The sequence below is a fragment of the Xanthomonas maliensis genome, from assembly GCF_009192945.1.
Lineage (GTDB): Bacteria > Pseudomonadota > Gammaproteobacteria > Xanthomonadales > Xanthomonadaceae > Xanthomonas > Xanthomonas maliensis.
In genome coordinates this window covers 1-22944 of the sequence record NZ_NSET01000032.1, presented here as the reverse complement: position 1 = coordinate 22944, position 22944 = coordinate 1, and the positions used below count along the sequence as shown (strand labels likewise).

Below are 22944 nucleotides of genomic sequence, written 5' to 3'. Positions count from 1 at the left end.
CCTCACTCGGCCTGGGCGTCGCCCGGCACCGCCGGTGCGGCCGGAAGCTGGGCGGCGCTGACCGCGTACGGCGTCACCGGCTTGCCGATCTCGGCCCGGCTGGCATTGACCACGATCAGCCGCTCGCCGGGACGGAGCCCGTCCTCGACCACCCAATCGTGCCCCACGGTGTCGCCGGTGCGGATCCGCCGCTCGACCACCCGGTCATGCGCGTCGAGCAGTTTCACCATCGGTTCGCCCTTGCTGTTGCGGGTCACCGCTTGCTGAGGCACCAGCACCGCTCCCTGATCGGTGGCCATCGGCAACATCGCGCGCAGGTACATGCCTGGCAGCAGCAGCTGTTCGGGATTGGGCACCACCGCACGCAGGGTGACGTTGCCGGTTCCCGCATTGACCTGGGTGCCGACGAATTCCAGCGTTCCGGGATGCGGATAGACACTGCCGTCTTCCAGTTGCACCTGCACCTGCGCCTTGCCGTCGATGGCGCGGATCTTGCCGGCGTCGAGCTGGCGCCGCAGCGCCAGCATCTGGGTACTGGACTGGCTGACGTCCAGGTAGATCGGATCCAGCCGCTGGATCGTGGTCAACGCGGTGTCCTGCGCGGCCGTGAGCAGCGCACCGACGGTGTAGGCCGAGGTCCCGATCCGGCCAGAGATCGGCGCGGTAATGCGGGTGTAGTCCAGATTGATCCGCGCGGCCTGCAGCGCGGCCTTGGCCGCGATCACGGCGGCGGCATCCTGGCGCTCGGCCGACAACGCATCGTCGGCGTCCTGCTTGCTGGCTGCGTCCATGTCCATCAGGGTGCGGGTCCGCTCGGCCTTGGGGCGGGCGCTGGCCAGCGTTGCTTCGGCCTGGGCGAGGTTGCCGCGGGCAATGTCGTAAGCAGCTTGGTACGGCGCCGGGTCGATCTGGTACAGCGGCTGCCCGGCCTTGACCTGTTGCCCCTCGTCGAACAGACGCTGGCGCAACAGACCGCCTACCTGCGGACGCACATCGGCGGTTTCGAAGGCGACCGTGCGGCCGGACAACGTCCGTTGCACCGGCATCGCATGTGCGCTCAGGGTGAGCACCCCGACCCGGACCGGCGTGTTGGCCGCCGGCGTGTGATCCGAACAGCCTCCAGCCACCACGGCAGCGAACAACAGCGCACAGCAAGCGAGGCGACGCGGCGCCAAGGAGACCTGGGACATGGAAGAGCGGCTGAGAAGAAACGCGCAACGCTACTCCACCGACGTGTCGCATCGCACCATCACCGCCACGAGGCGTTGCCCGGCCTTCACCAAGGTCGGAAAATTGTCGGAGCGCGGCGGTCCTGCTGCTGGCTAGCCGGTTGTTCCCGGTAGCCGCCGATCCACAGCGCAAACCGCGCATGCGGCTCATGCCTTCACCCAGAAACCGCATCTGGTCAGCACGCGAGTCGGGCGGGCCACGCGCGCAAGCACCGGCTCACAGCGCCGATTCATCGTGCGATCGCTGCGGCGTGCCGGTGCGATCGGCCGCCAGGTGGGTCTGCTCACCGCCGCCATGACCTGCCCACCGATCGCCTCTGCGGCGATCGGTGGCGTGTGCTCAGCTGTGCTTGCCGTCCGTCGCCGCTGCCGGAGTGCTGGCCAGTACGGCATGACCGCCGAACTGATTGCGCATGGCAGCCAACAGTTTGTCGGTGTAGGAATCCTTGTCGCGCGAACGCAGGCGCTCCAACAGCGACAGCGTGATCACCGGCGCCGGCACGTCCAGGTCGATCGCCTCGGCCACGGTCCAGCGTCCCTCGCCGGAATCGGCCACGAACGGCGCGATGCCGTCCATCGTGGGGTTGTGCGCCAATGCATCGGCCGTCAGGTCCAACAACCACGACCGCACCACACTGCCCTCGCGCCAGATTTCGGCCACCTGGTGCAGGTCCAGGGCGAACTCGCGCTTGTGCTCCATCAACGCGAATCCCTCGGCATAGGCCTGCATCAGGCCGTACTCGATCCCGTTGTGGACCATCTTGGTGAAGTGACCGGCGCCACTCGGGCCCACGCGTCCCCAGCCGGTGTCCGCACTCGGCGCCAGGCTCGCCAGCAGCGGGTGCAATCGCGTTACCGCCGCCTCGTCGCCACCGACCATCAGGCTATAGCCTTCCTGCAGGCCCCAAACGCCACCGCTGGTGCCGCAATCGACAAAGGCGATGCCCTTGGCCTGCAGCCGCGCCGCACGGCGTTGCGAGTCCTTGTAGTAAGAATTGCCGCCATCGACCACGATGTCGTCGGCGTGCAGCAGCGGCAGCAACCGATCGAGCGTGTCGTCGACGATCTTGCCGGCCGGCACCATCAGCCACAGCACGCGCGGACTCGGCAAGGCCTCGACCAACGCCGCCAGCGCATCGACGGTGGCAATGCCCTTGGCCTGTGCAGCATCGCGCGCGGCCGCACCCGGGTCGTAGCCATGCACACGGTGGCCGCCGCGCAGCAGGCGTTCTGCCATGTTGGCGCCCATGCGCCCCAGTCCCACCATACCCAGTTCCATCGTCGCTCCTCGTCTGCTTGGTTCAGTGCAGGGTGCCACGCCGCGCGGGTGGCGGCGTAACGGAATTCTCAATGGATCGTTCCGTGGCGATACCGGCTTCGCATTGCTGCAAGCGCCAGTCGATCCAACGCCAATACAGGGTGGTCTGCAGATTGTGCAGCGTCAGTTCGATCGCGTACGGCGTGCGTGGATTGCGGTCGAGCAGACGCGCGACGTGGTAACCGATCGGCTTGACACCCTTGGGATGCACATAGACCTGGAACCCGGTATAGAACGGGTCGTCCAATAGGCTCGACAAAGCCTGCAGCCGGGCCTGCTCGGCAGGCTCCAGGCTGGCACGCAATCCGGCATCGTGCTCGTACAGCAAGCGTTCGAAACGGCGACGGCCCGGTCCGCGCAGCGTGCGGGCCAGCTCCCAGATCTGGCGGTTGCGTTGATCGTAATAGGCAAATCCGCCGTGCTGCGCCAGCGCCCGCGCGGCGGCGTCGCTGACGTCCACCACCACGAAGTTCTCCGCCTGGTTGTGGATGTCGTCCAGGTATTTCGCATCGAAGACATGGACGATGTAACCGGGCGCACCGACAAAGGCCTGGCGACCCAACGCGGCGGTCTTGACCGCCTTGCCGTCGGCAAAGAAGTCGCCGGCATGCGCCCCCAGCAGGATGCTGTCGGTATCGTGCAAGGTGAGGAAGGTGCCGATCGACAATTCGCCGGGCGTGAACATGCGATCGAAGCCGTCATCGCCGTACAACTCGCGCTGGGTCGCCAACTGCGCCACCTGGCGGCCGACACCGCACTCCGAACGCACCCGCCCCTGATAGAACGCATCCAGCGCACGCGCATTGCTGGCGGTGGGCCGATACCCACGGCCAAAGCTGCGAAAGCGCTCCCATCCCTGCGCATCGGCACCGCGCCAACCGAAACCGATCCAGCCGAGTTGCAGCGCGGAGAAACGGTAACCTGGATTGTCCTGCAGGCGGGCCACCGCGCGCTGCGTCGCCGCGCCTAGCGCGAAGGCATAGGCGCAATGGGTAGCGGGATCGTCCAGCAGGTGCACCAGGGCCTGGTGGCGCTGATCCAACGTCCATTGCTGCGGGTAATGCCAGTGCAGATCACCTGCGCGTTGCGCCTCAGCGAGCGATCCCCGGGTACACGGCGCGCCTGCCTGCAGCTGCGGCACTGACACCGACGCTGGCGCGATGTTCCAGCCCAGTTGCCGCAACAATTGCTCCAGGCAGCCCACACTGGCGGTCTCGGCGCTGCGACTGGCGGCCTGGGCCAATGGCACGCAGCACAGGCATAGCAACGCCATCACCGCGGGCAGCCGCTGCATGACCCGCCGTACCGACGCCATCGCCATCACGGCAAGACACCAGCCAAGGTCGGCGTCGGCTCGCGGCCGATCGACCGAACTGGCACCCACGTCCACTCACACCATGTCGTTGCCGCCGATGTCGTTGCCGCGCGCAAACGAAAGCCCCGGCAGAACCGGGGCTCGTTCGCTATCCAAGCGCGCTGCGCCTCAGCGGCGCTCGCACACACGTTCGACCTGGCGATTGCCATTGGTTTCCTGCCGCCGCCCCTGGACATAGCGGCCGGTCGCACCACCCGCCACCGCGCCAGCAACAGTCGCGAGCTTCTTGCCGTCACCGCCACCGATCTGGTTGCCAAGCAAACCACCAATCGCAGCGCCGGCGACGGTGCCGCCAATCCGGTTGGGGTCGGTGGCATTTTTCTGCACGGCGACGTTGCGGCAATGCACGCGCGTGCCGTCGTTGAAGCGCCGCCCTTCATCCTGCGGACCATAGGTCTGCGCCTGCGCCAGTGCACTGGCAGCCATCAGGCCGATCAAGGACACACCCAGCATGGAATTGCGCGTCTTCATTGCAGTCTCCCGTCTCTCGCCAGTATCGGCGGGGTTCACGCCTCCACTCTGGCCAGCGCGTCGAGAACACAACGTGAAACGGGACGACCGGATTCAGGTAACAGCACAGGGGGTGAAAGGCACCATCACGGCCTGCCCGCAGTCTCTGTCGCGATCGGTGCCTGCGGCGCTGCGGCGGTCTCAGGCTCCGCCGCCGACGTTGGCTTGTCTTGCTGTGTGGGCGCGGGCGTGTCCGTCGGCGCCGGTGCGGCGTTTTGTTGCGAGGTGGCGGGCGCAGGCGTGGCGTCTGCAGACGCGGCAGGCGGCGCGCTGGGCGCAGACCGTGCAGCAGACGCTGCATGCGCGGATGCGTCCTTCGCACCGCTATCCCCCTTGGCCTGCGGACCATCGCTGGCCTTGGGCAGATAGGCGCCCAAGCGTTCGAAGAAGCGCTTGTAGAACGCCGCATCCTGCACGGTGGTGCTGGAGACGCGTACCAGCGAATCGTCGCTGCTGCCGACCGGCAGCGACAACGAACCGAGCACGCCCACACCGACGCTGGCGTTGGTCGAACTCTTCTTCAACGCATATCGGTCCTGCAGCGCGCTGATGAAGACCAGCGCCTTGCCGCCATCCTGGCTGGCGCAGGAAATCCGCAGATTGAGTTGCTCACCCTGCTCGTCCTTGAGTTGGAAGTTCTTGCTGCCTTCGACACCGCTCGCATCCGCGCGCGCGACCACATAGCCCTGGCTGAGCAATACGCGGCGCGCCGCTTCGCAGGCCTGCGCCGAACTGGCAGCGACGGTGCGCGAGTAGGTGTCGTCGGAATTGAACGATTCGCGCATCAGCATGGTATCGCCCTTGCTGCCGCCACACCCGGCAAGGGTCGCCACAACGGCCAGCAGCGCGCTATGCGCAATCAGGGGAGTACGGGACATGGCAGAGATTCCGGTATCCAAAACCGTGCCGAGGATAGCCGCAAGGCCGTGCTGGCGGCGTCGACTGCCTGCCCTCAGGCCGGCGACGGTTCATCCGCCGCCACTTGCAGATCGACCTGCAGACGTCCGCCGTCGGCGGTGACGCGTTCGGCGCGCAGATAGTGATGCGCCCGCACGGCCGCCAGTGCCACCGGCGCCCGGCAGGGCTCGCCCCACAGGCTCAAGGCAAACCCCTGCCCCTGCAGCCAGCTGGTCAGCTGATCCCACAGCGGCTGCCGATCGGGCAACAGCAGGTCCAGATCCGACGGACCAGCCGGCAGCTGCGCGGGGTCGCGCAGCCACTGCGCATAACTGCCATGCAGCGTGAACGGCAGCGCCTGGGCTTGCAGTGCCTGCAGCAGCTGCGCGGCCTGCGCCGGATCCAGCCGCGGGCGGCAATGCTGGAACAGCAGCGCATATTCGTGGCGGCGGTTGCTGTCGCTGCGCCCCGGTGCCAGCGGCGCGGCAACCTGCGGGTAGCACAGCACCCGCTCCTCGCGCAGCGTGAACAGACTCGACAGGATGCGCCCCAGGTCCCAGGCCTGCGGAACCACCCGTCCACCCAGCACCACGTTCTGGATCATCGCCACGCCGTAGCCATCGCCGCGCAGGTGACGGCGCAACGCATGGAAGACCGCCCGCAGGCCGGCCAGATACTCCGCGTAGTCCGCACTGGCGTAGAGCTGACCGGTCGCAGCATCGCCGCGCCAGCCGCAGCCGAAGTACGGCACATTGGTCAGGCACAGATCGACCGCATCCGCCGGTGCGCAGTCGACCAGGCTGCCGACCACGACCGGCGCCTGCACTTGCTGCCGACGCAAGCGCTCGCTGGCCAGCTGCGCACGCGCCGGATCGATCTCCATGCCATGCGCAGACCGCCCCTCCAGCGCGGCCGCCAACAAGGTGCTGCCGAAGCCGCAGAACGGATCGAACACCTGCTGCCCGGGGCGACTGAATTGCCGCACGAACGGCCGCATCTGATTGACCCAGCCGCAATCGCGCGCGGCAAATGGGTCGATGGCGCGCAGGTCCGCCGGCAGCGTCCATGCCGGATCGTCCGGCGTGGGCGTCCACCAACTGCGCTGATCCAACTCATCCATCGGCCGGCTCCCACAGCACGTCGGCCTGCGGATTCCAGCCGGCGCATAGGCGGCCGTTGGCGAAGAACACCAGCTTGTACACTTCACCGCTGGCATGGCGGCGATGCATGGCGGCGTAATCGGCGCTTTCGAACACCACCTCCATGCCCGACGCGCTGCGCAGGCGCACATTCCAGAAGTAATAGCCTTCGGTACTTGCGCACACCGTCCAATCCCGCCACCACGGCTGCTGCATGCAGGCTTCCAGCAAGGCGTCCATGCCGATCCGGCGTTGCTCGATATAGCGCAACGTGGCGTTGCTGCGGTACTCGCCATCCAGACGCGCCAGCTCGCGAAAGATCACCTGCTCGGCACCGCAACGCTGTGCCCAGTGCAGATAGCGTTGCACCTGCTCGGCACTGTCCACGCCCTGTCGCTGCACGATGCATACCAATCGCACCGGCAGCCGGGCGGCAATGCGTCTGGCGGTCTGCTCGAACACGGCGGTATCGGCCACCGGCTCGCCGGCACGAAAGCGCATGATCGCGTCGTTGACCGCCTGCTGTGGATGATGGCGCGACAACTCGACCCACGACAGCTCGAAGGCGACCAGCGCATCGACCAGCGTCGCGCCGGCTGAGCGCGCCAGCCCGGCGCCATTGCTGTACAGCACCCGCTGCTCGACCTGCGGCCCGTGGCTCGACGCCGACAGCGTCTGCAGCAGGCGCTGCAGCCAGTCGGGATCGTCGGTCATTTCCAGCCCCGACAGCGAGTACGACAATGGCACCCCGTGCAAGCGCTGCAGGGCGGCGTCCAGTTGGCGGAAATAGTCGGCGCCCGGGCGCAACTGCGCTGCGGCCGGACCGGCTCCGTGCTGGCGCAGGTTTTCCGAACAGAAGCCGCAACGCGCCGAGCACGGCTGTACCGACGCATACGGCGTGAAGGTCACCGGTAGCGCCACTCGATAGTGGCGGCTGCCGATCTGCAAGGCGTGCCAGCGTGCGGCATCTTCCGGCGGCGGCACGCGCTGGATCTGCCGTGGCGCCTGCTCGCGCAGACCACGCAGCAGCGGCGATACCGTCGGCACGACTACGCTCATTGCCTGGTCGCCAACGTCGCCCTCAGCCGCGCGCGGCGTCGGCGCGTGCACGGATCTGCTCCAAGGTCCATTCCTGCTGCAGCGCGCCGTTCTCCCACACCGTGACCAACGCATCCTCACAGTCGGGATGCGCGGCCACCTCATCGAGCAGCACACTGCGATAGCTGCCGTCGTGGCGATCGCGCAGCAAGGTCAGGCGCCCGCGCTTGCTCTGCTTGCCCTGATCGGTGATCGGATCCTTGTAGACGTCGATCCACTGGCCATCCACCCGCAGTGCCGAACACTTGAGGGCGAACTTCTGGGTGTCGCGATCGACCTTCTGCAACAACGCGCCGCCCATGCCGAAGGCGACGTTATCGGTGGCGTAGCCGGCGGCGGTCATGCGCGCCAGGATCGCCTGCAAGGACTGCGGATTGATGCCGTCGCCCTGAATCACCCGCACGTGGTTGAGCACCTTGTAGCCCTTGCCGTTGACCTCATGGCCGAACGCCTCGTCCAGCAGCAGCAGGCATTGCTCGACCACGTCGACCGGGTCGCCGGAATCGGGGCGGATCACCACCGTGGCACCGGAGGCGATCACCTGCTCACGCAGGGTGCTGCCCCAGTGTTCGCGGATCGCGCGATAGATGTCGTAGCTGTCCGAGACTACCGCGACGATGGCGCCAGGCCGGGCGAACTGCGTGAGCATGTTGCGGTAGGCATCCACCTCGCGCTCGCGGCCCCAACTGGTGATGGTGCTGTGCTCGGCGGCCGGGATCGAATACCCCGCCACCGGCGCGTGGTAGTGCGCCCGCGCCAGCAGCAGCGCCGACAAGGTATCGGTACCGAGGAAATTGACCAGATGCGCCGCACCACCCAACGCCGCCGAGCCCAGGCTGGACACGCCGCGGGCGCCGAAGTCGTGCAGCTTGAACGGCAGCTGCCCCTCCGGATCGTCGCTGGTGCGCTGCAGGTAATCGCGCACGATTTGCTTGACCTGCCAGCTGACCGTGGCCACGGTCACCGGATACCACACGCGCAGCAGCAAGGTCTCCAGATACGACGGCACCCAGAACGCCTGTGCATCGGTGGACTCGATGGTCATCAGCACATTGTGGGTAGGCACGACCGCGCCTTCGGGAACCGCACGGATGCGCACCGGCAGCTGCCCGCCCAGACGGTCGACGATATCGCGCCAGCCGGCTTCGTTGAACGGCTCGCCATGCGCGGCCAGCAACGCCTTGGCGTCGTCGATGTCGGCGTGGGTGACCGGCCGGCTCAGCGCCTCCTTGAGAATGGACTGCAGGCCGAAGAACACGGTGCGGCCGTAACGGCCGCCGCGCGATTCCACGTAGAAAAACGAGGCGTCGGCGCCGGGCGGATACTGCAGCCAGTGGCTGGCCTTGTAGCTGTCGGTGTTGAGCAGCAGGTTGTCGAGGTAATGCATGACGGAAGCTCCTTCGCGTCGGATGAACCGGCGGTCTGTCCGCCGGCGGGAGGTCGCGACTCAGCCGCGACCCAGGAAAAATTCGAGGATATGCAGGTGATCTTCGTACAGGCGCGGCCCCATCGCCATCACCTCGGCGATCGGGATCCAGCGTGCCTTGTCGGCGTCGTCGCCGCCGCGCACGGCCGGCAATTCGCCCGACGGAAAGTCGAAGTGGAAGGCGTGGGTGATGGTGCGACCGCGCTGGCTGCGCTCGGGATGGTCGAATACCTGGCGCGCGCGCAACGAGCCTTTCAGCACCGGCAGCGGCAGTTTCAGCCGGGTTTCCTCGCGCAGCTCGCGCAGGCAGCCATCGAGCAGCCCCTCGTCCTGACCAACGAAGCCCCCCGGCAGCGCCCACAAGCCCTTGCCGGGCTCGGCGCGGCGACGCACCAGCAAGACATGTCCCGAATGCACCACCACCGCATCGGTGGTGACAAAGGTCGGCGGATACGGTGCGTCCTTCCAGGCCGCGCGATACTGTTCGATGAAGCGGTACTCGGCCACCAGCTGCGCATAGCTGGGCGAGTTGCGCCGGAAGGCTTCCAGCATGTCGAACACCGGCGCCGGTACATTGCCGCGTAGCATCAGCATGCCGCCGTGGAAGCCGATATCGCCGGACTCGAACAGGTAACGACGCAGCTCGGTGGCCGACAAGGTGGCGGTGTGCTGCACGTCCTCCAGCGGCCATTGCGGGAATTCACGCAGATAGTAGCTGCTGGCGTCCTTGTCCATGCCGATCAAGCCGATACGTGCGTCCAGGCTGCCGCCGTCGGCCTGCACAGCATCGGCCACCTGTCGCTGCACTTCGGCGATCCACAGGCTTTCGTTGTACAGATGGTCGCGCAACGGCCGCAGGATCAGTCGCTCGCCGACGTTCGGCAGCGCTGCCTGGATCATCACCGAACGCTCGGCGACGGTCCAAGGATTACGGATGGTACGGGGGGTGTCGGCCGAGCCGATCAGCACGATGAGTTTGCCGGCCTTGTCGAGCGCATGGCGGGCGACGGCGGCGTGGCCGTTATGAAAGGGCTCGAAGCGCCCGATGAACACCAGATAGTCGTACTGCATTGCCATGAGAATCCCTCACGGTTGAGTGGCTGACCGGCGGTCTCTCCGCTGGTCTGGGGCTAATGCTACGCCGTTGCACACGAGCGTCAAGCGGCGTTTGCCGGATGTGGTGGATCGACCTGCCATGACTGGATGGTCATCTTCACTGACTACACTGCATGGCCCGTTATGCAGGAGTTGCTGATGCCATCGTCCTTGTTACGCGCCGCACTGTGCGCGTTGGTGTGTGTACTGGCGATATGTGTCGGCGTGTCGCCGGCATCGGCGGCCGACACCGCAGCACCATTGCGGGTGATGTCGTTCAACGTGCGCGTGCCGGTCGACACCGACGGCGACAAGCGGTGGAAGGTCCGCCGCAGCGCGATGGTGGCCTTGCTCCGGCAGACCCATCCAGACGTGTTCGGCACCCAGGAACTAGTCCGCGAGCAGGCCGACTACCTCACCCGACAATTGCCACACTACCGCTGGTTCGGCCAGGGCCGACGTGGCGACGACAGCGATGAACACATGGGTGTGTTCTACGACACCCGCGCGCTCAAGGTGATCGAATCCGGCAACTTCTGGTTGTCCGATACGCCCGAGGTGGCCGGCAGCATCACCTGGGGGCAGCCGCTGCCCCGCATGGTCACCTGGGCGCTGTTCGAGCGTCGCAGCGACCAGCGACGCTTCTACCTGTTCAACACCCACTTCCCCTACCGCGACGAAGACGAGCCGGCACGCGAACGCAGCGCCAAGCTGATCCTGTCGCGTATCGCACAACTGCCGGCCGACATCCCGTTGGTATTGACGGGCGATTTCAACAGCGACCCCGACAAGATCACCTATCGGACCCTGACCGCAGTGCTGGCCGACGCGCGCGTCCAGGCACGCACGCCGCGTGGCCCGGAAAACACCTTCCAGGATTTCACCACCGCACCGATGCGGCGTATCGACTGGATCCTGTCGCGCGGGCTGACCGCCACCGACTTCGCTACGCTGGACGACCGACCCGGCAGGGTACTGCCATCGGATCACTATCCCGTACTGGCGGAATTCGCCTGGCCACACTGACGAACGCACGATTGCCGAGGCAACACTGGCGCGCCATCGCGCCGGTCAGTGCTGATGCGGCGCTGCCTGCGATGCCTCGGCTTGCAACCAGTCACGTAGGGCGCGCAGCGGTGGCGACAACGGCTGTGCGGCACTCACGACGATGGACAGCTGTCGTCTGGCCCAACGCTCGTGCAGCGTCAGCGCCACCAATTGCGGCCTGACCGCCGAGCGCGCCAGCGCCGCCTGCGGAATGATGGCTGCACCGGCACCACGCGCCACCATGCGGCACAGCGCTTCGATGCCGTGCACGCGCGCGCGCAGCCGCAGCTGCACACCGGACCTGGCCAACTGTCTGCGCAAATGGCGTTGCAAGGCGTTGTCGGCCGACAACCCCAGCATCTGCAAGCCGGCGATGTCGGCCAACGCCACCGCGCCGGCGGCGGCAAGCGGGTGATCGTGCGCCACGATCAGCACCAGGCGATCCTGGCGGAAGGGAACCGCCTGCAAGCCGGTGAGATCGGCGTGGTCGGCCACCACCGCCAGGTCCGCGCGCTCCTCGCGCACCGCATCGGCGGCCTCTTCGCTGCCCTGCTCGGTCACCGCCAGATCGATGTTGGGATGCGCACGCAGGAAATCGGCCAGACATTCGGGCAGCCATTCCGACAGTGCCGCGGTGTTGGCGGCCAGCCGCAACATGACCCGCCCGCCAAGGCCGTCGCGGCCCAGCTCGCTGCGCAGTGCCTCCACTTGCCGCGTCACCACCCGCGCATGCCGCAGCAGCACCTGCCCCGCCGCAGTCAGGCTCACGCCACGCCGCCCCCGCTCGAACAGGCGCGCGCCGATCTGCAATTCCAGCGCGCGGATACGCGCGCTGACCGCCGCCAACGACAAGGCCACCCGCTCCGCCCCCGCGGTCAGGCTGCCGCCGTCGGCCACGGCGACGAATACCCGTAAATCGACGAACTCCACCTGCATGACGGCCCTAGCCTTCGGATTTACTGAAGTCTGCCTCAAGCAATCACAGCTTGTCCGCGCGAATGCCTCGGCTGATGCTGTGTCGATGGATGTGATGCCATTGTTCGATGGGGGCCTGATTGCTTGCGTGTTTCTGCTGGCCGGTGGAGTCAAGGGCGTCGCCGGCATGGGCCTGCCGCTGGTGGCGATGGGCCTGCTCGGGCTATGGCTGCCGCCCGCACAGGCCGCGGCCCTCCTGGTCCTGCCTTCGCTGGTGACGAACCTTCAACAAGCCTGGAGCGCGCAGACCCCAGCCCTCTTGCGCCGCCTGTGGCCGCTGCTGGCGTTAGTGCTGGTCGGCACCTGGTGCAGCGTGGGGGTCATGACGGGCGCAGATCCGGTACGGGTGCGAGGCGGACTGGGCGTCCTGCTCGTGCTGTATGCCTTGCTCGGCCTTGCTCGCTGGCAAGGCGCGGTGCCGCGGCGCCATGAACGCTGGGCTGGCCCGCTGGTGGGGCTCAGCAGCGGACTGCTGAGCGGCGCCACCGGCGTGTTCGTGCTGCCGGCAGTGCCCTATCTGGCCGCGCTGGGCCTGGACCGCGAGCAATTGATTCGCGCCCTGGGCTGCTGCTTCAGCACCGCCACGCTGGCGCTGGGCAGCGCGCTGCTGCTTCGCGGCGGTCTGCCCCCCTCGGCGGTGCTGCCATCATTGGGCGTCCTGCTCCCGACCTTGTTGGGGGTATGGATCGGCACACGGCTGCGCCGACGCATCTCCGCAGCGATGTTCCGCCAGGTGTTCTTCGGCACGTTGCTGCTTCTGGGCCTGCAGGCATGTTGGCAGGCGCTGCGTTGAAAAAGCGCAGACATCCCTGGAGGCCACGCGCCCGGTGTCTTGTCGCCGACCGCTGCGCCGCACGCGAGCACTGACGACACCCGCCTGGCCGCCGTGCCTAGCGCATGGCGATGCCACGAAAACCAGTGGCACGCTGCGCGCTTCGCAGCGCGCGTCGAACGCAGGAGGCTGACGTGCTTGAGCGCAGGCATGGGCAAGCGACCGGTCATGCAGCGCTGTCGATCTGGCTCGCACCGGCCGGCAGTGCGCTAGCCCGCAAATGACAACGCCACCGCAGGGGGTGGCGTTGTCGTGGTCACTCAGCCGACCGGCTCAGTCGGCCCAGCGGCCCGGCGCGGTGGATTGCGGCAGCACCTGCGCCGACAACGGACGGTCCTGTGCCAACAAGCCCAAGGCATCGGCCAGGATGGCGGCGGACTCGTGCAGCAGCGGATCCGGACGCTTCTCGGCGGCCTTCTCGCGCGCAGTGTCCTTGACGATGTCGCGCTCGTTACCGGTCAGACCATCGTCGCTATCGTCGGCCAGCGGATCCAGCGGCATCCCGAGCTGCTTGCGGATCTGCTGACGATCCTTGCGCTGCTGGTCCTGCTTCTGCCGCTCGGCCAGACGTTCGGCCTCGTTCAACGAAATGTATTTCTTCGCCTTCTCGTCGCGGAACTGCTTGACGTCTTCTTCCCACCACTGGAATTCCTTGTCGGTGGCGATGCGCGTGGTGTGCAGTGCCTGCAGCTTGGGCAGCAACGGCGCGAAGTTGCCGTACTGGGTATGCGGCACGGCGGCGATGCGGGTCCACGGCAAGGCATTGTCGTAGGTGCTTTCGCCGAATTCGGTGGCGTCCACGCTGGCGGGGAAGGCGATGTCCGGCACCACCCCCTTGTGCTGGGTGCTGGAGCCGCTGACGCGGAAGAACTGCGCAATGGTCAGCTTGACCTGGCCATAGCGCTCGCCTTCGGCGGCCGGCCAGCGGTCGAGGTCGACGATGTTCTGCACCGTGCCCTTGCCGAAGGTGGTCTCGCCGATCACCAGGCCACGGCCGTAATCCTGGATGGCACCGGCGAAGATTTCCGACGCCGACGCCGAACCACGGTTGATCAGCACGGCCAGCGGGCCGTCCCAGGCCACCTTGGGATTGCTGTCGCCATTGACGGTGACGCGTCCGCCGGACTCACGCACCTGCACCACCGGCCCCTGCTCGATGAACAAGCCGGTCAATTCGATCGCCTCGTCCAGCGAACCGCCGCCGTTGTTGCGCAGGTCCAGCACCACACCGTCGACTTTGTCGGCCTTGAATCCGGCCAGCAGCTTGGCGGTGTCGCGGGTTGCCGACGCATAGTCGCTGGCATTGCGCCGGCGCCCCTCGAAGTCCTGGTAGAAGCCCGGCAGCTTGATGATGCCGATGCGGCGCTGCGGCTCGCTGCCATTGGCCGGCAAGGTGATGGTCTCCCCCTTGGCGGCCTGCTCGGCCAGGCGGACCTTCTGCCGGGTCAGGGTGACGGTCCGGTGCGCGCCGTCGATCCCCGACTCGGCCGGGATGTATTCCAGCCGAACCTGGGTGTCCTTGCTGCCGCGGATCTTGGCCACCACATCGTCGATGCGCCAGCCGATCACGTCCTCGATCGGGCCACTCTTGGTCTGGCCCACGCCGACGATGCGATCGCCCGGCTTGAGGGTGCCGTCGACGGCGGCAGGACCGCCCGGGATCACCTCGCGGATCACCACCATGTCGTCCTGCTTCTGCAGCTGCGCGCCAATGCCTTCCAGCGACAGCGACATCTGCTGGTTGAAGTTCTCGGCGGTGCGCGGGGTGAAGTAGTCGGTGTGCGGATCGACCGCATTGGTGTAGGCGTTGAGGAAGAACTGGAACACGTCCTCGGCCTTCAGCTCGCTGACCGATTCGGCAAGCGTGGCGTAGCGCTTGTCCAGCGTCTTGCGGATATCGTCCGGCTTCTTGCCGGCCAGCTTCAGCCGCAGCCAGTCGTTCATCACCGACTGCCGCCACAGCACGTCCAGCTGCTTGTCGTCGGCCGCCCACGGCACGTCCTTGCGGTCGTACTCGAACTTGTCGTTGCCGGTGAAGTCGAAGTCCTGCTTGAGCAGATCGCGTGCGTACTTGACCCGCTGGTCGACCCGCTTCTTGTAGACCGCAAACACCTGGAACGCCGGCTCCAGGTTGCCGCCGCGCAGCGCATCGCCGACGCCGGCCTGCAAGGGGGCGAAGCCATCGATATCGGCCTGGGTGAAGAACTGCTTGCTGCCGTCCAGCGTCTCCAGATAGCGCTTGAACACGTCCTTGGACATCGCCTCGTCCAGCACGCGCGGACGATAGGCGTAGCGGCTGTCCGAGAGCAGGCCATAGACCAGCTTGGTCGCCGTCGACTGCTCAGGCGTCGCGGCCGCCGGCAAGGCGGTATCGGCGCGCGCCAGCAGGGCCATTGGGGTGGTCAGCACCAGCGCCAGCAGGCCGGCCTTGAGGGACGCAGAAACGTTGTAGGTCATCGAATGGCTCTCGGCACCGGGCCGATGGAAGAGAGGCGTGGGTGGGACAGCAGGACAGTGCCGAAAGTTGCTGACCTTGTCATCCGCTGGCTGAATCAGCCTAGCGCTGCGCTTGGGATGGATTGTGAACGAGACCGCACCCCGCTGCGCGTGCGCTGGCGCCAGAAACGACACGGCCCCGCCGAGGCGGGGCCGTGCAGACAGCGAGTCGGACCGTGGTCAGGCCGCCACGCCAGCGCCGGCGGCCTGGCGGTCGGCATGGTAGGACGAACGCACCATCGGCCCGGACGCGACGTGGCTGAAGCCCAGCGCATTGCCGTAGTCCTCCAGCGCCTTGTATTCCTCCGGCGTCCAGTAACGCAGCACCGGATGGTGGTGCGGGGTGGGCTGCAGATACTGACCGATGGTGATCATGTCCACGTCGTGCGCACGCAGGTCGCGCAAGGTGGCCTGCACCTGCTCCATCGTCTCGCCCAGCCCGAGCATGATGCCGGACTTGGTGGCGATGGTCGGATGCTTGGCCTTGAACCGCTGCAGCAGGGTCAACGACCACTGGTAATCGGCACCGGGACGCACGTTCGGGTACAGGTCCGGCACGGTCTCGATATTGTGGTTGAACACATCCGGCGGGCTGAGCGCCAGGATCTCCAGCGCGCGATCCATGCGGCCCTTGCCGCGGAAATCCGGGGTCAGGATCTCGATGCGCGTGGCCGGTGCGCTGGCGCGGATGGCGGTGATGCAGTCGACGAAATGCTGGGCACCGCCGTCGCGCAGATCGTCGCGATCCACGCTGGTGACCACCACGTACTTCAGGCCCATATCCGCCACGGTGGCGGCCAGGCTGGCCGGTTCGTTCGGATCCGGCGGCTTGGGCCGGCCGTGCGCCACGTCGCAGAACGAGCAACGGCGCGTACAGACTTCGCCGAGGATCATGAAGGTCGCGGTGCCGTGGCTGAAGCACTCGTGGATGTTCGGGCAGCTGGCTTCTTCGCAGACGGTGACCAGGCGATTCTCGCGCAGCTTGGCCTTGAGGTTCTGCACCGCGTTGCCGGAGGGAATGCGCACGCGGATCCACGACGGCTTGCGCAGCACCGGCGCATCGACGAACTGCACCGGCGAGCGCTGGATCTTGTCGCCACCGATCTGCTTGACGCCGGTCTGCAGCGAGGCAGGCGCGGCGTGCTCGCCGGAGACGACCTGCAAGGGGATGGAGCGGGCGGGAGGCTGGGTCATGGCAGTCGGGGCACTCAGGCCGGAAGCGAAAGGTCGGGCAATGCGGACGTCGGCTGCAGGACAAGGCCGAACTGGCGGGCCAGTTGGGCGAGCAGCACGGTCTTGACGGCATCCATCCCGGACGGACCACCCAAGTCTAGCACCGAGGTCACCTGCAGGCCCTGGTAGCCGCAGGGATTGATGCGGCGAAAGGGCTCCAGGTCCATCGCCACATTGAACGACAGGCCGTGGAAGGTGCAACCGCGCCGCACGCGGATACCGAGCGCGGCGATCTTGGCGTCGCCGACATAGACCCCCGGCGCACCGTCGCGGCGCTGGGCCAGGATGTTCCACTCCCCCAGGGTGTCGATCAGCGCCTGCTCGATCTTGCAGACATAGTCGCGCACGCCGATGCGCAGCCGGCGCAGGTCCAGCAGCGGGTAGACGACCAACTGCCCGGGGCCGTGATAGGTCACCTGGCCGCCGCGGTCGACCTGCACCACCGGAATCTCGCCCGCGGCCAGCACGTGCTCAGGTTTGCCGGCCTGGCCGAGCGTGAACACCGATTCGTGTTCGACCACCCATACCTCGTCGGCGGTGTGGTCGTCGCGGGCATCGGTGAAACGCTGCATCGCACGCCACACGGGCACGTACGCCTGACGACCGAGATCGCGCAGGGGCGCGGGCGCGATCGCGGAGGGAACTGCGGCCGCTACAGCGTCCACTTCACTTCCGGATGATCGCGCAATGCCTGATGGGCGGCATCGAACTGCTCGCGGCTCTCGGCGCGAAAACCGATCCGCACCGACACGTACTTCCCGTTGGAGGAATGCTTCCAGCTGATGCTTTCTTCCAGCAGTTCCACGCCGGTGGCAGCCAGCAGACGCGGCAATTCGGTTTCCAGGCCGCGTTCGGCAGTGCCCATCGCGCTCAGCTCGAAGGTGCCGGGGAATTGGAAGCCGTGTTCGGGGTTGTCGGAGCGGATATCCATGGCCCTCATTATCGGGCCGCGGGCGGGCAAACCCAAGCCCATGGCCTCGTGAGAAGCCGGAGTGTGTCGGTCCGCAAGCTGCTCCGCAGCGTCATCGTCTGCCGTGCGCAGCGGACGAATCCGCCAATGCAACACAGCAATGCGTGCACGAGCATTGCCGCCTTGTCGGGCACGCTACATGTTCGGGTGACGTTCACGCCGCGCAACCGCGCCGACAGGCAACGTTATTTCCTCCCGCCTCCCCTTCCCTGGGTCTTGCGATGCTCCGACCGCACGCGTTGTCTGTTGCCCTGCTGTTTTCCCTCGCCAGCCTGGCGACCCCAGCCATCGCCGCACCACAGTGCGATTCGAGCACCTTGAGCCGCACGCCGCCTGCAGTGAATTTTCGCGTCGACAACGACCTGTTCGGCGGCGAGGATCAGGACCAGGGATATTCCAACGGCGCGGTATTGACGCTGGTATCGCCCAACCTGGTCGACTACACCGACGATCCCTGTCTGCCGCGCACCGCACGTTGGGTCAACAACTATCTGGAACGCCTGCACCCGGGCGAGTTCGACCAACAGAACATGGTGTTCTCGATCGGCCAGGGGATCTTTACCCCAACCGACCATACCCGCCGCGACATCATTCCCGACGATCGCCCCTATGCCGGCATCCTGCTGGCCAGCTTTGGCTATAACGCACGCAACGACGCGCATCTGCGCACGACCCAACTGCAGGTCGGCGTGGTGGGTCCGTGGGCGTTCGCCAAGCAGACGCAGAATGCGATCCACGACCTGCTCGGCGACGAGAAATTCCAGGGCTGGGACAACCAACTGCACAACGAGCCGTTGATCAACCTGGTGCACGAGCGGATGCGCCGCTGGCCCGGCGACGCCAGCGTCAATGCCGATGGCTGGGGCTGGGATTTCATTTCCCATTGGGGCGGTTCGCTCGGCAACATGGCCACGCATTTGAATGCGGGCGGCGAGGCGCGCTTCGGCTGGAAGCTGCCGGACGACTTCGGCAGCACACCGACCCGGCCGGCCGGCGAAAACACCGCACCCAGCCGGCTGGGCCGCAGCCGCGGCTGGTCGGGGCACTTGTTCGTCACCACCGATACGCGCTGGGTGCTGCGCGATATCACCTTGGACGGCAACACCTTCCGCAGCAGTCACAGCGTGGACAAACGCCCGTTCGTGACCGATCTCGGCTACGGCCTGGCGGTAATGTACGGGCGCTGGAAGTTCGCCGTGGCCCGCTATCACCGCAGCCGCGAGTTCGACACCCAACAAGACAAGCCGGTGTATGGAAGTTTCACCATCAGCCGGATGCTTTGAAGCCGGGAGTGGGGATGCGTCAGCTTAGGCGGATGGGGGCTTGCGCCTGCACGTACGGTATCGCCAAGGTCCGATCCGATCGCGCAGACAAAAACGCCGGCATTCGCCGGCGTTTTTGTCTGGATCACTCCGATTTCCACCACATCCAGAACGCGTCCCACAGGCGCTTGAAGAAACCGCCCTCTTCGACCGCGTTGATGGCTACCAGCGGCGCCTGGGCGATGACCTTGCCATCCAGGCTGACCTTGACGGTGCCCACCTGCTGGCCCTGTTTGATCGGTGCCTGCAGATTCTTGGCCACTTCCATGCTCGGCTTGAGGTCGTTGTAACGACCGCGTTGCACGCTCACCAGCAACGGCTGAGCCACGCCGAGCTGGACTTCATCCTGCGCGCCCTTCCAGACCTTCTGCTTGGTCACCAGCTTGCCGGGCTCGTACAGGCCATGGATCTCGAAGAAGCGGAAACCCCAGTTGAGCAGCGCCAGGCTGTCCTCGGCACGCTGCTTCTCCGAGCTGTCGCCCATCACCACCGCAATCAGGCGCTGGTCGCCGCGCTTGGCCGAACTCAGCAGACAGTAGCCGGCCTCGGAGGTGTGGCCGGTCTTGATGCCATCCACCGAGGGATCGCGCCACAGCAACAGGTTGCGGTTGAGCTGCTTGATCGAACCGACCTGGAAGTCCTTGATCTTGTTGTAGGCGTAGGTTTCCGGATAGTCGCGCACCATTGCCCGGCCCAGCAGCGCCAGATCGTAGGCGGTGGTCTGGTGGCCTTCGGCGCTGAGGCCGTGGGCGTTGACGAAGTGCGAGTTCTTCATGCCGATCTTGGCGGCGTAGCTGTTCATCAGCGAGGCAAAGGCTTCCTCGCTGCCGGCCACATGCTCGGCCAACGCGATCGCCGCATCGTTGCCGGACTGGATCGCCATGCCTTTTTCCATGTCTTCCAGACGCGCGGTCTGGTTGACCGGGAAGCCGCTGTAGCTGCCGTCGGTGCCCGCGCCGCCCTCACGCCAGGCACGCTCGCTCATCATGACCTGATCGTCGCGACTGACCTTGCCGTTCTTGATCTCGGCGGCGACCACATAAGAGGTCATCACCTTGGTGATGCTGGCTGGCGCCAGTTGCTGGTGGATGTTTTCGCCAGCCAGGACCTGGCCGGTGGCGTAGTCCATCAGGATCCAGGCCTTGGACACGGCCGGCGCCGGGGCCGGTGGCACCGGCAGCGCGGCCGGTGCTGCTGCGGCGGCGGCAGGCGCTGGCTGCGGCATCGGGGTCTGCGCCCAGACCAGGCCAAAGGCGAAGGTAGCCACCGCGGCGGCGGCGAAGCGGAATTTCATTGCAGAACGACTCCTGACGGGCCCAAAGGGCTGGTGGTGCGAAATTGTACGGCGCTACCGCAGCCGGGGCGACGCAGGCAGCGGCCTACGCCACGGCGCAGTTCAGCGATCGCGCGGCGCTGGCCCGATCAGTTGGCGACGATTTGCGGACGTCCGAATCCCAGCCCGGCGATGCGTTGGGCGATTTCCGAGGCGCTGTCGTGGTCGCGCGCATTGACCCGCAGCCGCCACAGCGTGCGCCCGCCGCTGACGATGTCGCTGACGCTCGCACCGACGATGCCGGCCGATGCCAATCGCGACAGCGCGCGATTGGCGTTTTCGCGGCTGGCAAAGCTGGCCACCTGCAACAGGATCTCGCCGAGCGCGCTCTCGGCAGCGGTGGGAGCACGGCTGGCAGGCGCCGCGGCGGCCGGGGCCGGCTCGGGCGCGCCACTGCTCACCGGCTTGGCGGCGGTCGCCACGGCGACGGCAGGCGCCGCGCGCGACGGTGCGGCCGCGGCGGGCTTGCCGGTGGCCACGCGCACGCCTTGCGCCTTCATCCAGGCGTCGAAATTGTCGGCATTGCCCGGTTGGCGGGAGTCGGCGACGCGATAGCGCCAGCGCTCGCCGGCCGCCGGCGCGGCGGCTGCGGCGGGAGCGCCGGTCGCCACCGACGTCGTCGCCACTGGCGTTTTGGCCGGCGACGACGACGCGGCGGTCGGCAGGCGCTGGACCAGATGGTCGATCTGGCTGCCGGAGGCGGCCGACGATGCGGCAGCCACCGTGGCAACCGGCGCGGCACCGGCGCGGCGACGTGCCAGCAGGGTGCCGTTGTCGGCCTCGGTCAATCCACGGACTTCGACATTGCCGGTGCCCTTGCCGGTGATGCCTAGCTTGACCGCTGCCGCGTAGCTGAGATCGATCAGGCGTCCGTCATGGAAGGGGCCGCGATCGTTGATGCGAACCACCACCGATTGCCCGGTGTCGGTATTGGTGACCAGGGCGAAACTGGGCAAGGGCAGCGTCTTGTGCGCGGCGGTGAAGGCGTACATGTCATAGACCTCCTTGTTGGAGGTCAGGCGGCCATGGAACTTGCTGCCGTAATACGAGGCGGTACCGCGTTCGACGTAGCCACCGGCACCGTCCATCACCACGTAGCGCTTGCCCAACACCTCGTACGGCGAACGATTGCCGACCGCCGAGAGCGGCTCGTTGGTCACCAGCGGCTCGGGGATGCAGGCGACGTTGGGGACATGGTCCGGCGTGCTGTCCTTGACCCCTGGCTTGTACAGGCCGCCGGCAGTGTAGTTCCCGCGGGTGGAGGGATCTTCCTGCGCCGCAGGATAGGGCGAGGTCGACGGGCAGCCAGTCGCCACATGCGCCGGGCCACGGCCTTCGACCTTGACGCCTTTGCCGGACGACCCCGCCGTTGCAGCGGTCTTCTTCGGCGTACTGCTGCAGGCCGCCAGGCCCAGCAGCAATGCCATCGCGATCAACCAGTGGACGCCTGCGCTCTTGTTCATGCCGGTGGAAGCTCCTTGCCGGCGACGGCCTCCGACAACTGGAAGACGGCCATCGCGTACATCTTGGAAATGTTGTAGCGGGTGATCGCGTAGAAGTTCTGGAAGCCCAGCCAGTACTGCTTGCCGTTGGCATCGTCCAGGGTGATCGGGGTAGCAGTGCTGCCGGCCACCACCGGCCCGGCCGGGTGATAGCCGCGCGTGGAGAGGTCGGCCAGGGTGTACACCGGCGTCCAGTCGGTGGGATTGAACTCCTCATGCCCGGCCGCCAGGGTGGCCGGCACGGCGACCTGGCCGTCACGGACCCAGCCGCCCTTCTTGACGAAGTAATTGGCGATCGAGGCGAAGACGTCGTCGAAGTCGGTGAACAGGTTGCGCTTGCCGTCGCCGTCGCCGTCGACCGCGAACTGCCGATAGCTGGACGGCATGAACTGGCCCATGCCCATCGCGCCGGCGTAGCTGCCGAGCAGCGTGGTGACGTCGAGCTGTTCTTCCTTGCCGAGCGCGAACAACTGGCCCAGCTCGTCGCGGAAGAACAGTTCGCGACGCACCTCGCGTTCGAGCTTGGCTGGATCGCCGCTGCGCGGATAGCGGAACGCCAGCGTGTACAGCGCATCCAGCACGCGGTACTTGCCGGCATTGCGGCCATAACTGGTCTCGACCCCGATGATGGCGACGATCACCTGCGCCGGCACACCGGTGGCCGCCTCGACCTTGGCCAGTTCGGCGCGGTGTTCGGCCAGGAAGGCACGCCCACCATCGATGCGCGCCTGGGTGATGAACATCGGCCGGTATTCGTTCCACGGCTTGACCCGTTCGGCCGGCCGCGACATCGCGCTGACGATGGCGTCCTTGAATTGCGCCTGCGCCAGTACCGCTTCGATCTGCGCCGGGTCGATGCCGTACTTGGCGGCGGTCTCGCGCACGAAGTTGGCGCGGGCGATCTCGAACGGCACCGGCGTCAGATCCACCGGCGGCAATGCCGGCGCTTCGGCTGCCGCACCCACCGGCGTCGCGGGCGCACCAGGCGGCTTGGCCGGCGGCGCACTGGCGGGCGGCGGCGGGGTCGGCGGGCTGGGCGGGGTCGCGCAAGCGACCAGGCCGAGGGTGAGCAGGCAAATGAGGGCGCGTCGAATCATCGGCCGAGGGTAACAGAGATCAGGTGAACTTCTAGCAATAAGGCCATGAA

Annotated in this window: 21 protein-coding genes; 4 read left to right on the top strand and 17 right to left on the bottom strand. The window is 66.8% G+C overall.

Features of this window, described 5'->3' with window-relative positions; genetic code table 11:
• Nucleotides 1-2: 2 nt before the first annotated feature.
• Nucleotides 3-1190 carry an efflux RND transporter periplasmic adaptor subunit gene (locus CKY51_RS10460; protein ID WP_022971673.1) on the bottom strand — a complete coding sequence of 396 codons (1188 nt, stop codon included), beginning with the start codon at nt 1188-1190 and terminating at the stop codon, nt 3-5.
• Here CKY51_RS10460 and CKY51_RS22450 point away from each other — a divergent pair.
• Complete coding sequence (locus CKY51_RS22450) at nt 1189-1326, top strand: hypothetical protein (protein WP_155975855.1); 138 nt, start codon at nt 1189-1191, stop codon at nt 1324-1326. The genes CKY51_RS10460 and CKY51_RS22450 overlap by 2 nt on opposite strands.
• 243 nt (nt 1327-1569) lie before the next feature.
• Here CKY51_RS22450 and gnd read toward each other — a convergent pair whose 3' ends face one another.
• The 8 genes from gnd to CKY51_RS10420 all read right to left on the bottom strand — a co-directional run bounded on the left by gnd (nt 1570) and on the right by CKY51_RS10420 (nt 10069).
• Nucleotides 1570-2508 (bottom strand): phosphogluconate dehydrogenase (NAD(+)-dependent, decarboxylating), encoded by a 939-nt coding sequence (gnd, locus tag CKY51_RS10455; RefSeq protein ID WP_031339232.1) that lies wholly within the window; start codon nt 2506-2508, stop codon nt 1570-1572.
• Between the two features lie 22 nt (nt 2509-2530).
• Nucleotides 2531-3841: a hypothetical protein gene (locus tag CKY51_RS10450; RefSeq protein WP_022971675.1), complete on the bottom strand. Its 1311-nt coding sequence runs from the start codon at nt 3839-3841 to the stop codon at nt 2531-2533.
• A gap of 189 nt (nt 3842-4030) precedes the next feature.
• Complete coding sequence (locus CKY51_RS10445) at nt 4031-4393, bottom strand: glycine zipper 2TM domain-containing protein (protein ID WP_022971676.1); 363 nt, start codon at nt 4391-4393, stop codon at nt 4031-4033.
• A 125-nt stretch (nt 4394-4518) separates the two neighbouring features.
• Nucleotides 4519-5310 (bottom strand): DUF2242 domain-containing protein, encoded by a 792-nt coding sequence (locus CKY51_RS10440; protein ID WP_052172236.1) that lies wholly within the window; start codon nt 5308-5310, stop codon nt 4519-4521.
• A gap of 74 nt (nt 5311-5384) precedes the next feature.
• Nucleotides 5385-6449, bottom strand: coding sequence for a DNA methyltransferase (locus CKY51_RS10435; RefSeq protein WP_022971678.1), 1065 nt, complete (start codon nt 6447-6449; stop codon nt 5385-5387).
• Nucleotides 6442-7527 (bottom strand): hypothetical protein, encoded by a 1086-nt coding sequence (locus CKY51_RS10430; RefSeq protein WP_170292312.1) that lies wholly within the window; start codon nt 7525-7527, stop codon nt 6442-6444. The genes CKY51_RS10435 and CKY51_RS10430 overlap by 8 nt, the downstream gene beginning before the upstream one ends.
• A gap of 22 nt (nt 7528-7549) precedes the next feature.
• Nucleotides 7550-8953 carry a nicotinate phosphoribosyltransferase gene (locus CKY51_RS10425; protein ID WP_022971680.1) on the bottom strand — a complete coding sequence of 468 codons (1404 nt, stop codon included), beginning with the start codon at nt 8951-8953 and terminating at the stop codon, nt 7550-7552.
• 60 nt (nt 8954-9013) lie between these two features.
• Complete coding sequence (locus tag CKY51_RS10420) at nt 9014-10069, bottom strand: bifunctional nicotinamide-nucleotide adenylyltransferase/Nudix hydroxylase (protein ID WP_152249188.1); 1056 nt, start codon at nt 10067-10069, stop codon at nt 9014-9016.
• Between the two features lie 177 nt (nt 10070-10246).
• Here CKY51_RS10420 and CKY51_RS10415 point away from each other — a divergent pair, with 177 nt between their 5' ends.
• Nucleotides 10247-11113 (top strand): endonuclease/exonuclease/phosphatase family protein, encoded by an 867-nt coding sequence (locus CKY51_RS10415; RefSeq protein WP_031339241.1) that lies wholly within the window; start codon nt 10247-10249, stop codon nt 11111-11113.
• Between the two features lie 45 nt (nt 11114-11158).
• On the opposite strand, the gene CKY51_RS10410 is transcribed toward CKY51_RS10415, so the two are convergent.
• Nucleotides 11159-12070, bottom strand: a complete 912-nt coding sequence (locus CKY51_RS10410; RefSeq protein WP_022971683.1) for a LysR substrate-binding domain-containing protein — start codon at nt 12068-12070, stop codon at nt 11159-11161.
• A 94-nt stretch (nt 12071-12164) separates the two neighbouring features.
• Here CKY51_RS10410 and CKY51_RS10405 point away from each other — a divergent pair, with 94 nt between their 5' ends.
• Nucleotides 12165-12902: a sulfite exporter TauE/SafE family protein gene (locus CKY51_RS10405; protein WP_031339243.1), complete on the top strand. Its 738-nt coding sequence runs from the start codon at nt 12165-12167 to the stop codon at nt 12900-12902.
• A 312-nt stretch (nt 12903-13214) separates the two neighbouring features.
• Here the strand turns inward: CKY51_RS10405 and CKY51_RS10400 are convergent, their stop codons facing one another.
• The 4 genes from CKY51_RS10400 to CKY51_RS10385 all read right to left on the bottom strand — a co-directional run bounded on the left by CKY51_RS10400 (nt 13215) and on the right by CKY51_RS10385 (nt 17601).
• Complete coding sequence (locus CKY51_RS10400) at nt 13215-15398, bottom strand: carboxy terminal-processing peptidase (RefSeq protein ID WP_022971685.1); 2184 nt, start codon at nt 15396-15398, stop codon at nt 13215-13217.
• A 219-nt stretch (nt 15399-15617) separates the two neighbouring features.
• Nucleotides 15618-16631, bottom strand: coding sequence for a lipoyl synthase (gene lipA, locus CKY51_RS10395; RefSeq protein ID WP_022971686.1), 1014 nt, complete (start codon nt 16629-16631; stop codon nt 15618-15620).
• A 14-nt stretch (nt 16632-16645) separates the two neighbouring features.
• On the bottom strand, nt 16646-17335 hold the full coding sequence (gene lipB, locus CKY51_RS10390) for a lipoyl(octanoyl) transferase LipB (protein WP_031339245.1): 690 nt from the start codon (nt 17333-17335) through the stop codon (nt 16646-16648).
• Nucleotides 17323-17601 carry a YbeD family protein gene (locus CKY51_RS10385; protein ID WP_022971688.1) on the bottom strand — a complete coding sequence of 93 codons (279 nt, stop codon included), beginning with the start codon at nt 17599-17601 and terminating at the stop codon, nt 17323-17325. The genes lipB and CKY51_RS10385 overlap by 13 nt, the downstream gene beginning before the upstream one ends.
• 260 nt (nt 17602-17861) lie before the next feature.
• On the opposite strand from CKY51_RS10385, the gene CKY51_RS10380 reads away from it, so the two are divergent.
• Complete coding sequence (locus CKY51_RS10380; protein ID WP_152249187.1) at nt 17862-18923, top strand: lipid A deacylase LpxR family protein; 1062 nt, start codon at nt 17862-17864, stop codon at nt 18921-18923.
• Between the two features lie 124 nt (nt 18924-19047).
• On the opposite strand, the gene CKY51_RS10375 is transcribed toward CKY51_RS10380, so the two are convergent.
• The 3 genes from CKY51_RS10375 to mltB all read right to left on the bottom strand — a co-directional run bounded on the left by CKY51_RS10375 (nt 19048) and on the right by mltB (nt 22894).
• Nucleotides 19048-20256: a D-alanyl-D-alanine carboxypeptidase family protein gene (locus CKY51_RS10375; RefSeq protein ID WP_152249186.1), complete on the bottom strand. Its 1209-nt coding sequence runs from the start codon at nt 20254-20256 to the stop codon at nt 19048-19050.
• 128 nt (nt 20257-20384) lie between these two features.
• Nucleotides 20385-21758 carry a septal ring lytic transglycosylase RlpA family protein gene (locus CKY51_RS10370; RefSeq protein ID WP_152249185.1) on the bottom strand — a complete coding sequence of 458 codons (1374 nt, stop codon included), beginning with the start codon at nt 21756-21758 and terminating at the stop codon, nt 20385-20387.
• Nucleotides 21755-22894, bottom strand: coding sequence for a lytic murein transglycosylase B (mltB, locus tag CKY51_RS10365; protein WP_152249184.1), 1140 nt, complete (start codon nt 22892-22894; stop codon nt 21755-21757). The genes CKY51_RS10370 and mltB overlap by 4 nt, the downstream gene beginning before the upstream one ends.
• Between the last annotated feature and the right edge of the window lie 50 nt (nt 22895-22944).

Coding starts and splice junctions, on each gene's coding strand:
- CKY51_RS10440 (WP_052172236.1), bottom strand. CDS start 5,310: ATGTCCCGTACTCCCCTGATTGCGCATAGCGCGCTGCTGGCCGTTGTG.
- CKY51_RS10405 (WP_031339243.1), top strand. CDS start 12,165: ATGCCATTGTTCGATGGGGGCCTGATTGCTTGCGTGTTTCTGCTGGCC.
- CKY51_RS10425 (WP_022971680.1), bottom strand. CDS start 8,953: ATGCATTACCTCGACAACCTGCTGCTCAACACCGACAGCTACAAGGCC.
- gnd (WP_031339232.1), bottom strand. CDS start 2,508: ATGGAACTGGGTATGGTGGGACTGGGGCGCATGGGCGCCAACATGGCA.
- CKY51_RS10400 (WP_022971685.1), bottom strand. CDS start 15,398: ATGACCTACAACGTTTCTGCGTCCCTCAAGGCCGGCCTGCTGGCGCTG.
- CKY51_RS22450 (WP_155975855.1), top strand. CDS start 1,189: ATGGAAGAGCGGCTGAGAAGAAACGCGCAACGCTACTCCACCGACGTG.
- CKY51_RS10460 (WP_022971673.1), bottom strand. CDS start 1,190: ATGTCCCAGGTCTCCTTGGCGCCGCGTCGCCTCGCTTGCTGTGCGCTG.
- CKY51_RS10385 (WP_022971688.1), bottom strand. CDS start 17,601: ATGGATATCCGCTCCGACAACCCCGAACACGGCTTCCAATTCCCCGGC.
- CKY51_RS10410 (WP_022971683.1), bottom strand. CDS start 12,070: ATGCAGGTGGAGTTCGTCGATTTACGGGTATTCGTCGCCGTGGCCGAC.
- CKY51_RS10375 (WP_152249186.1), bottom strand. CDS start 20,256: ATGAAATTCCGCTTCGCCGCCGCCGCGGTGGCTACCTTCGCCTTTGGC.
- CKY51_RS10450 (WP_022971675.1), bottom strand. CDS start 3,841: ATGCAGCGGCTGCCCGCGGTGATGGCGTTGCTATGCCTGTGCTGCGTG.
- CKY51_RS10415 (WP_031339241.1), top strand. CDS start 10,247: ATGCCATCGTCCTTGTTACGCGCCGCACTGTGCGCGTTGGTGTGTGTA.
- CKY51_RS10380 (WP_152249187.1), top strand. CDS start 17,862: ATGCTCCGACCGCACGCGTTGTCTGTTGCCCTGCTGTTTTCCCTCGCC.
- CKY51_RS10430 (WP_170292312.1), bottom strand. CDS start 7,527: ATGAGCGTAGTCGTGCCGACGGTATCGCCGCTGCTGCGTGGTCTGCGC.
- CKY51_RS10370 (WP_152249185.1), bottom strand. CDS start 21,758: ATGAACAAGAGCGCAGGCGTCCACTGGTTGATCGCGATGGCATTGCTG.
- CKY51_RS10445 (WP_022971676.1), bottom strand. CDS start 4,393: ATGAAGACGCGCAATTCCATGCTGGGTGTGTCCTTGATCGGCCTGATG.
- mltB (WP_152249184.1), bottom strand. CDS start 22,894: ATGATTCGACGCGCCCTCATTTGCCTGCTCACCCTCGGCCTGGTCGCT.
- CKY51_RS10435 (WP_022971678.1), bottom strand. CDS start 6,449: ATGGATGAGTTGGATCAGCGCAGTTGGTGGACGCCCACGCCGGACGAT.
- lipA (WP_022971686.1), bottom strand. CDS start 16,631: ATGACCCAGCCTCCCGCCCGCTCCATCCCCTTGCAGGTCGTCTCCGGC.
- CKY51_RS10420 (WP_152249188.1), bottom strand. CDS start 10,069: ATGGCAATGCAGTACGACTATCTGGTGTTCATCGGGCGCTTCGAGCCC.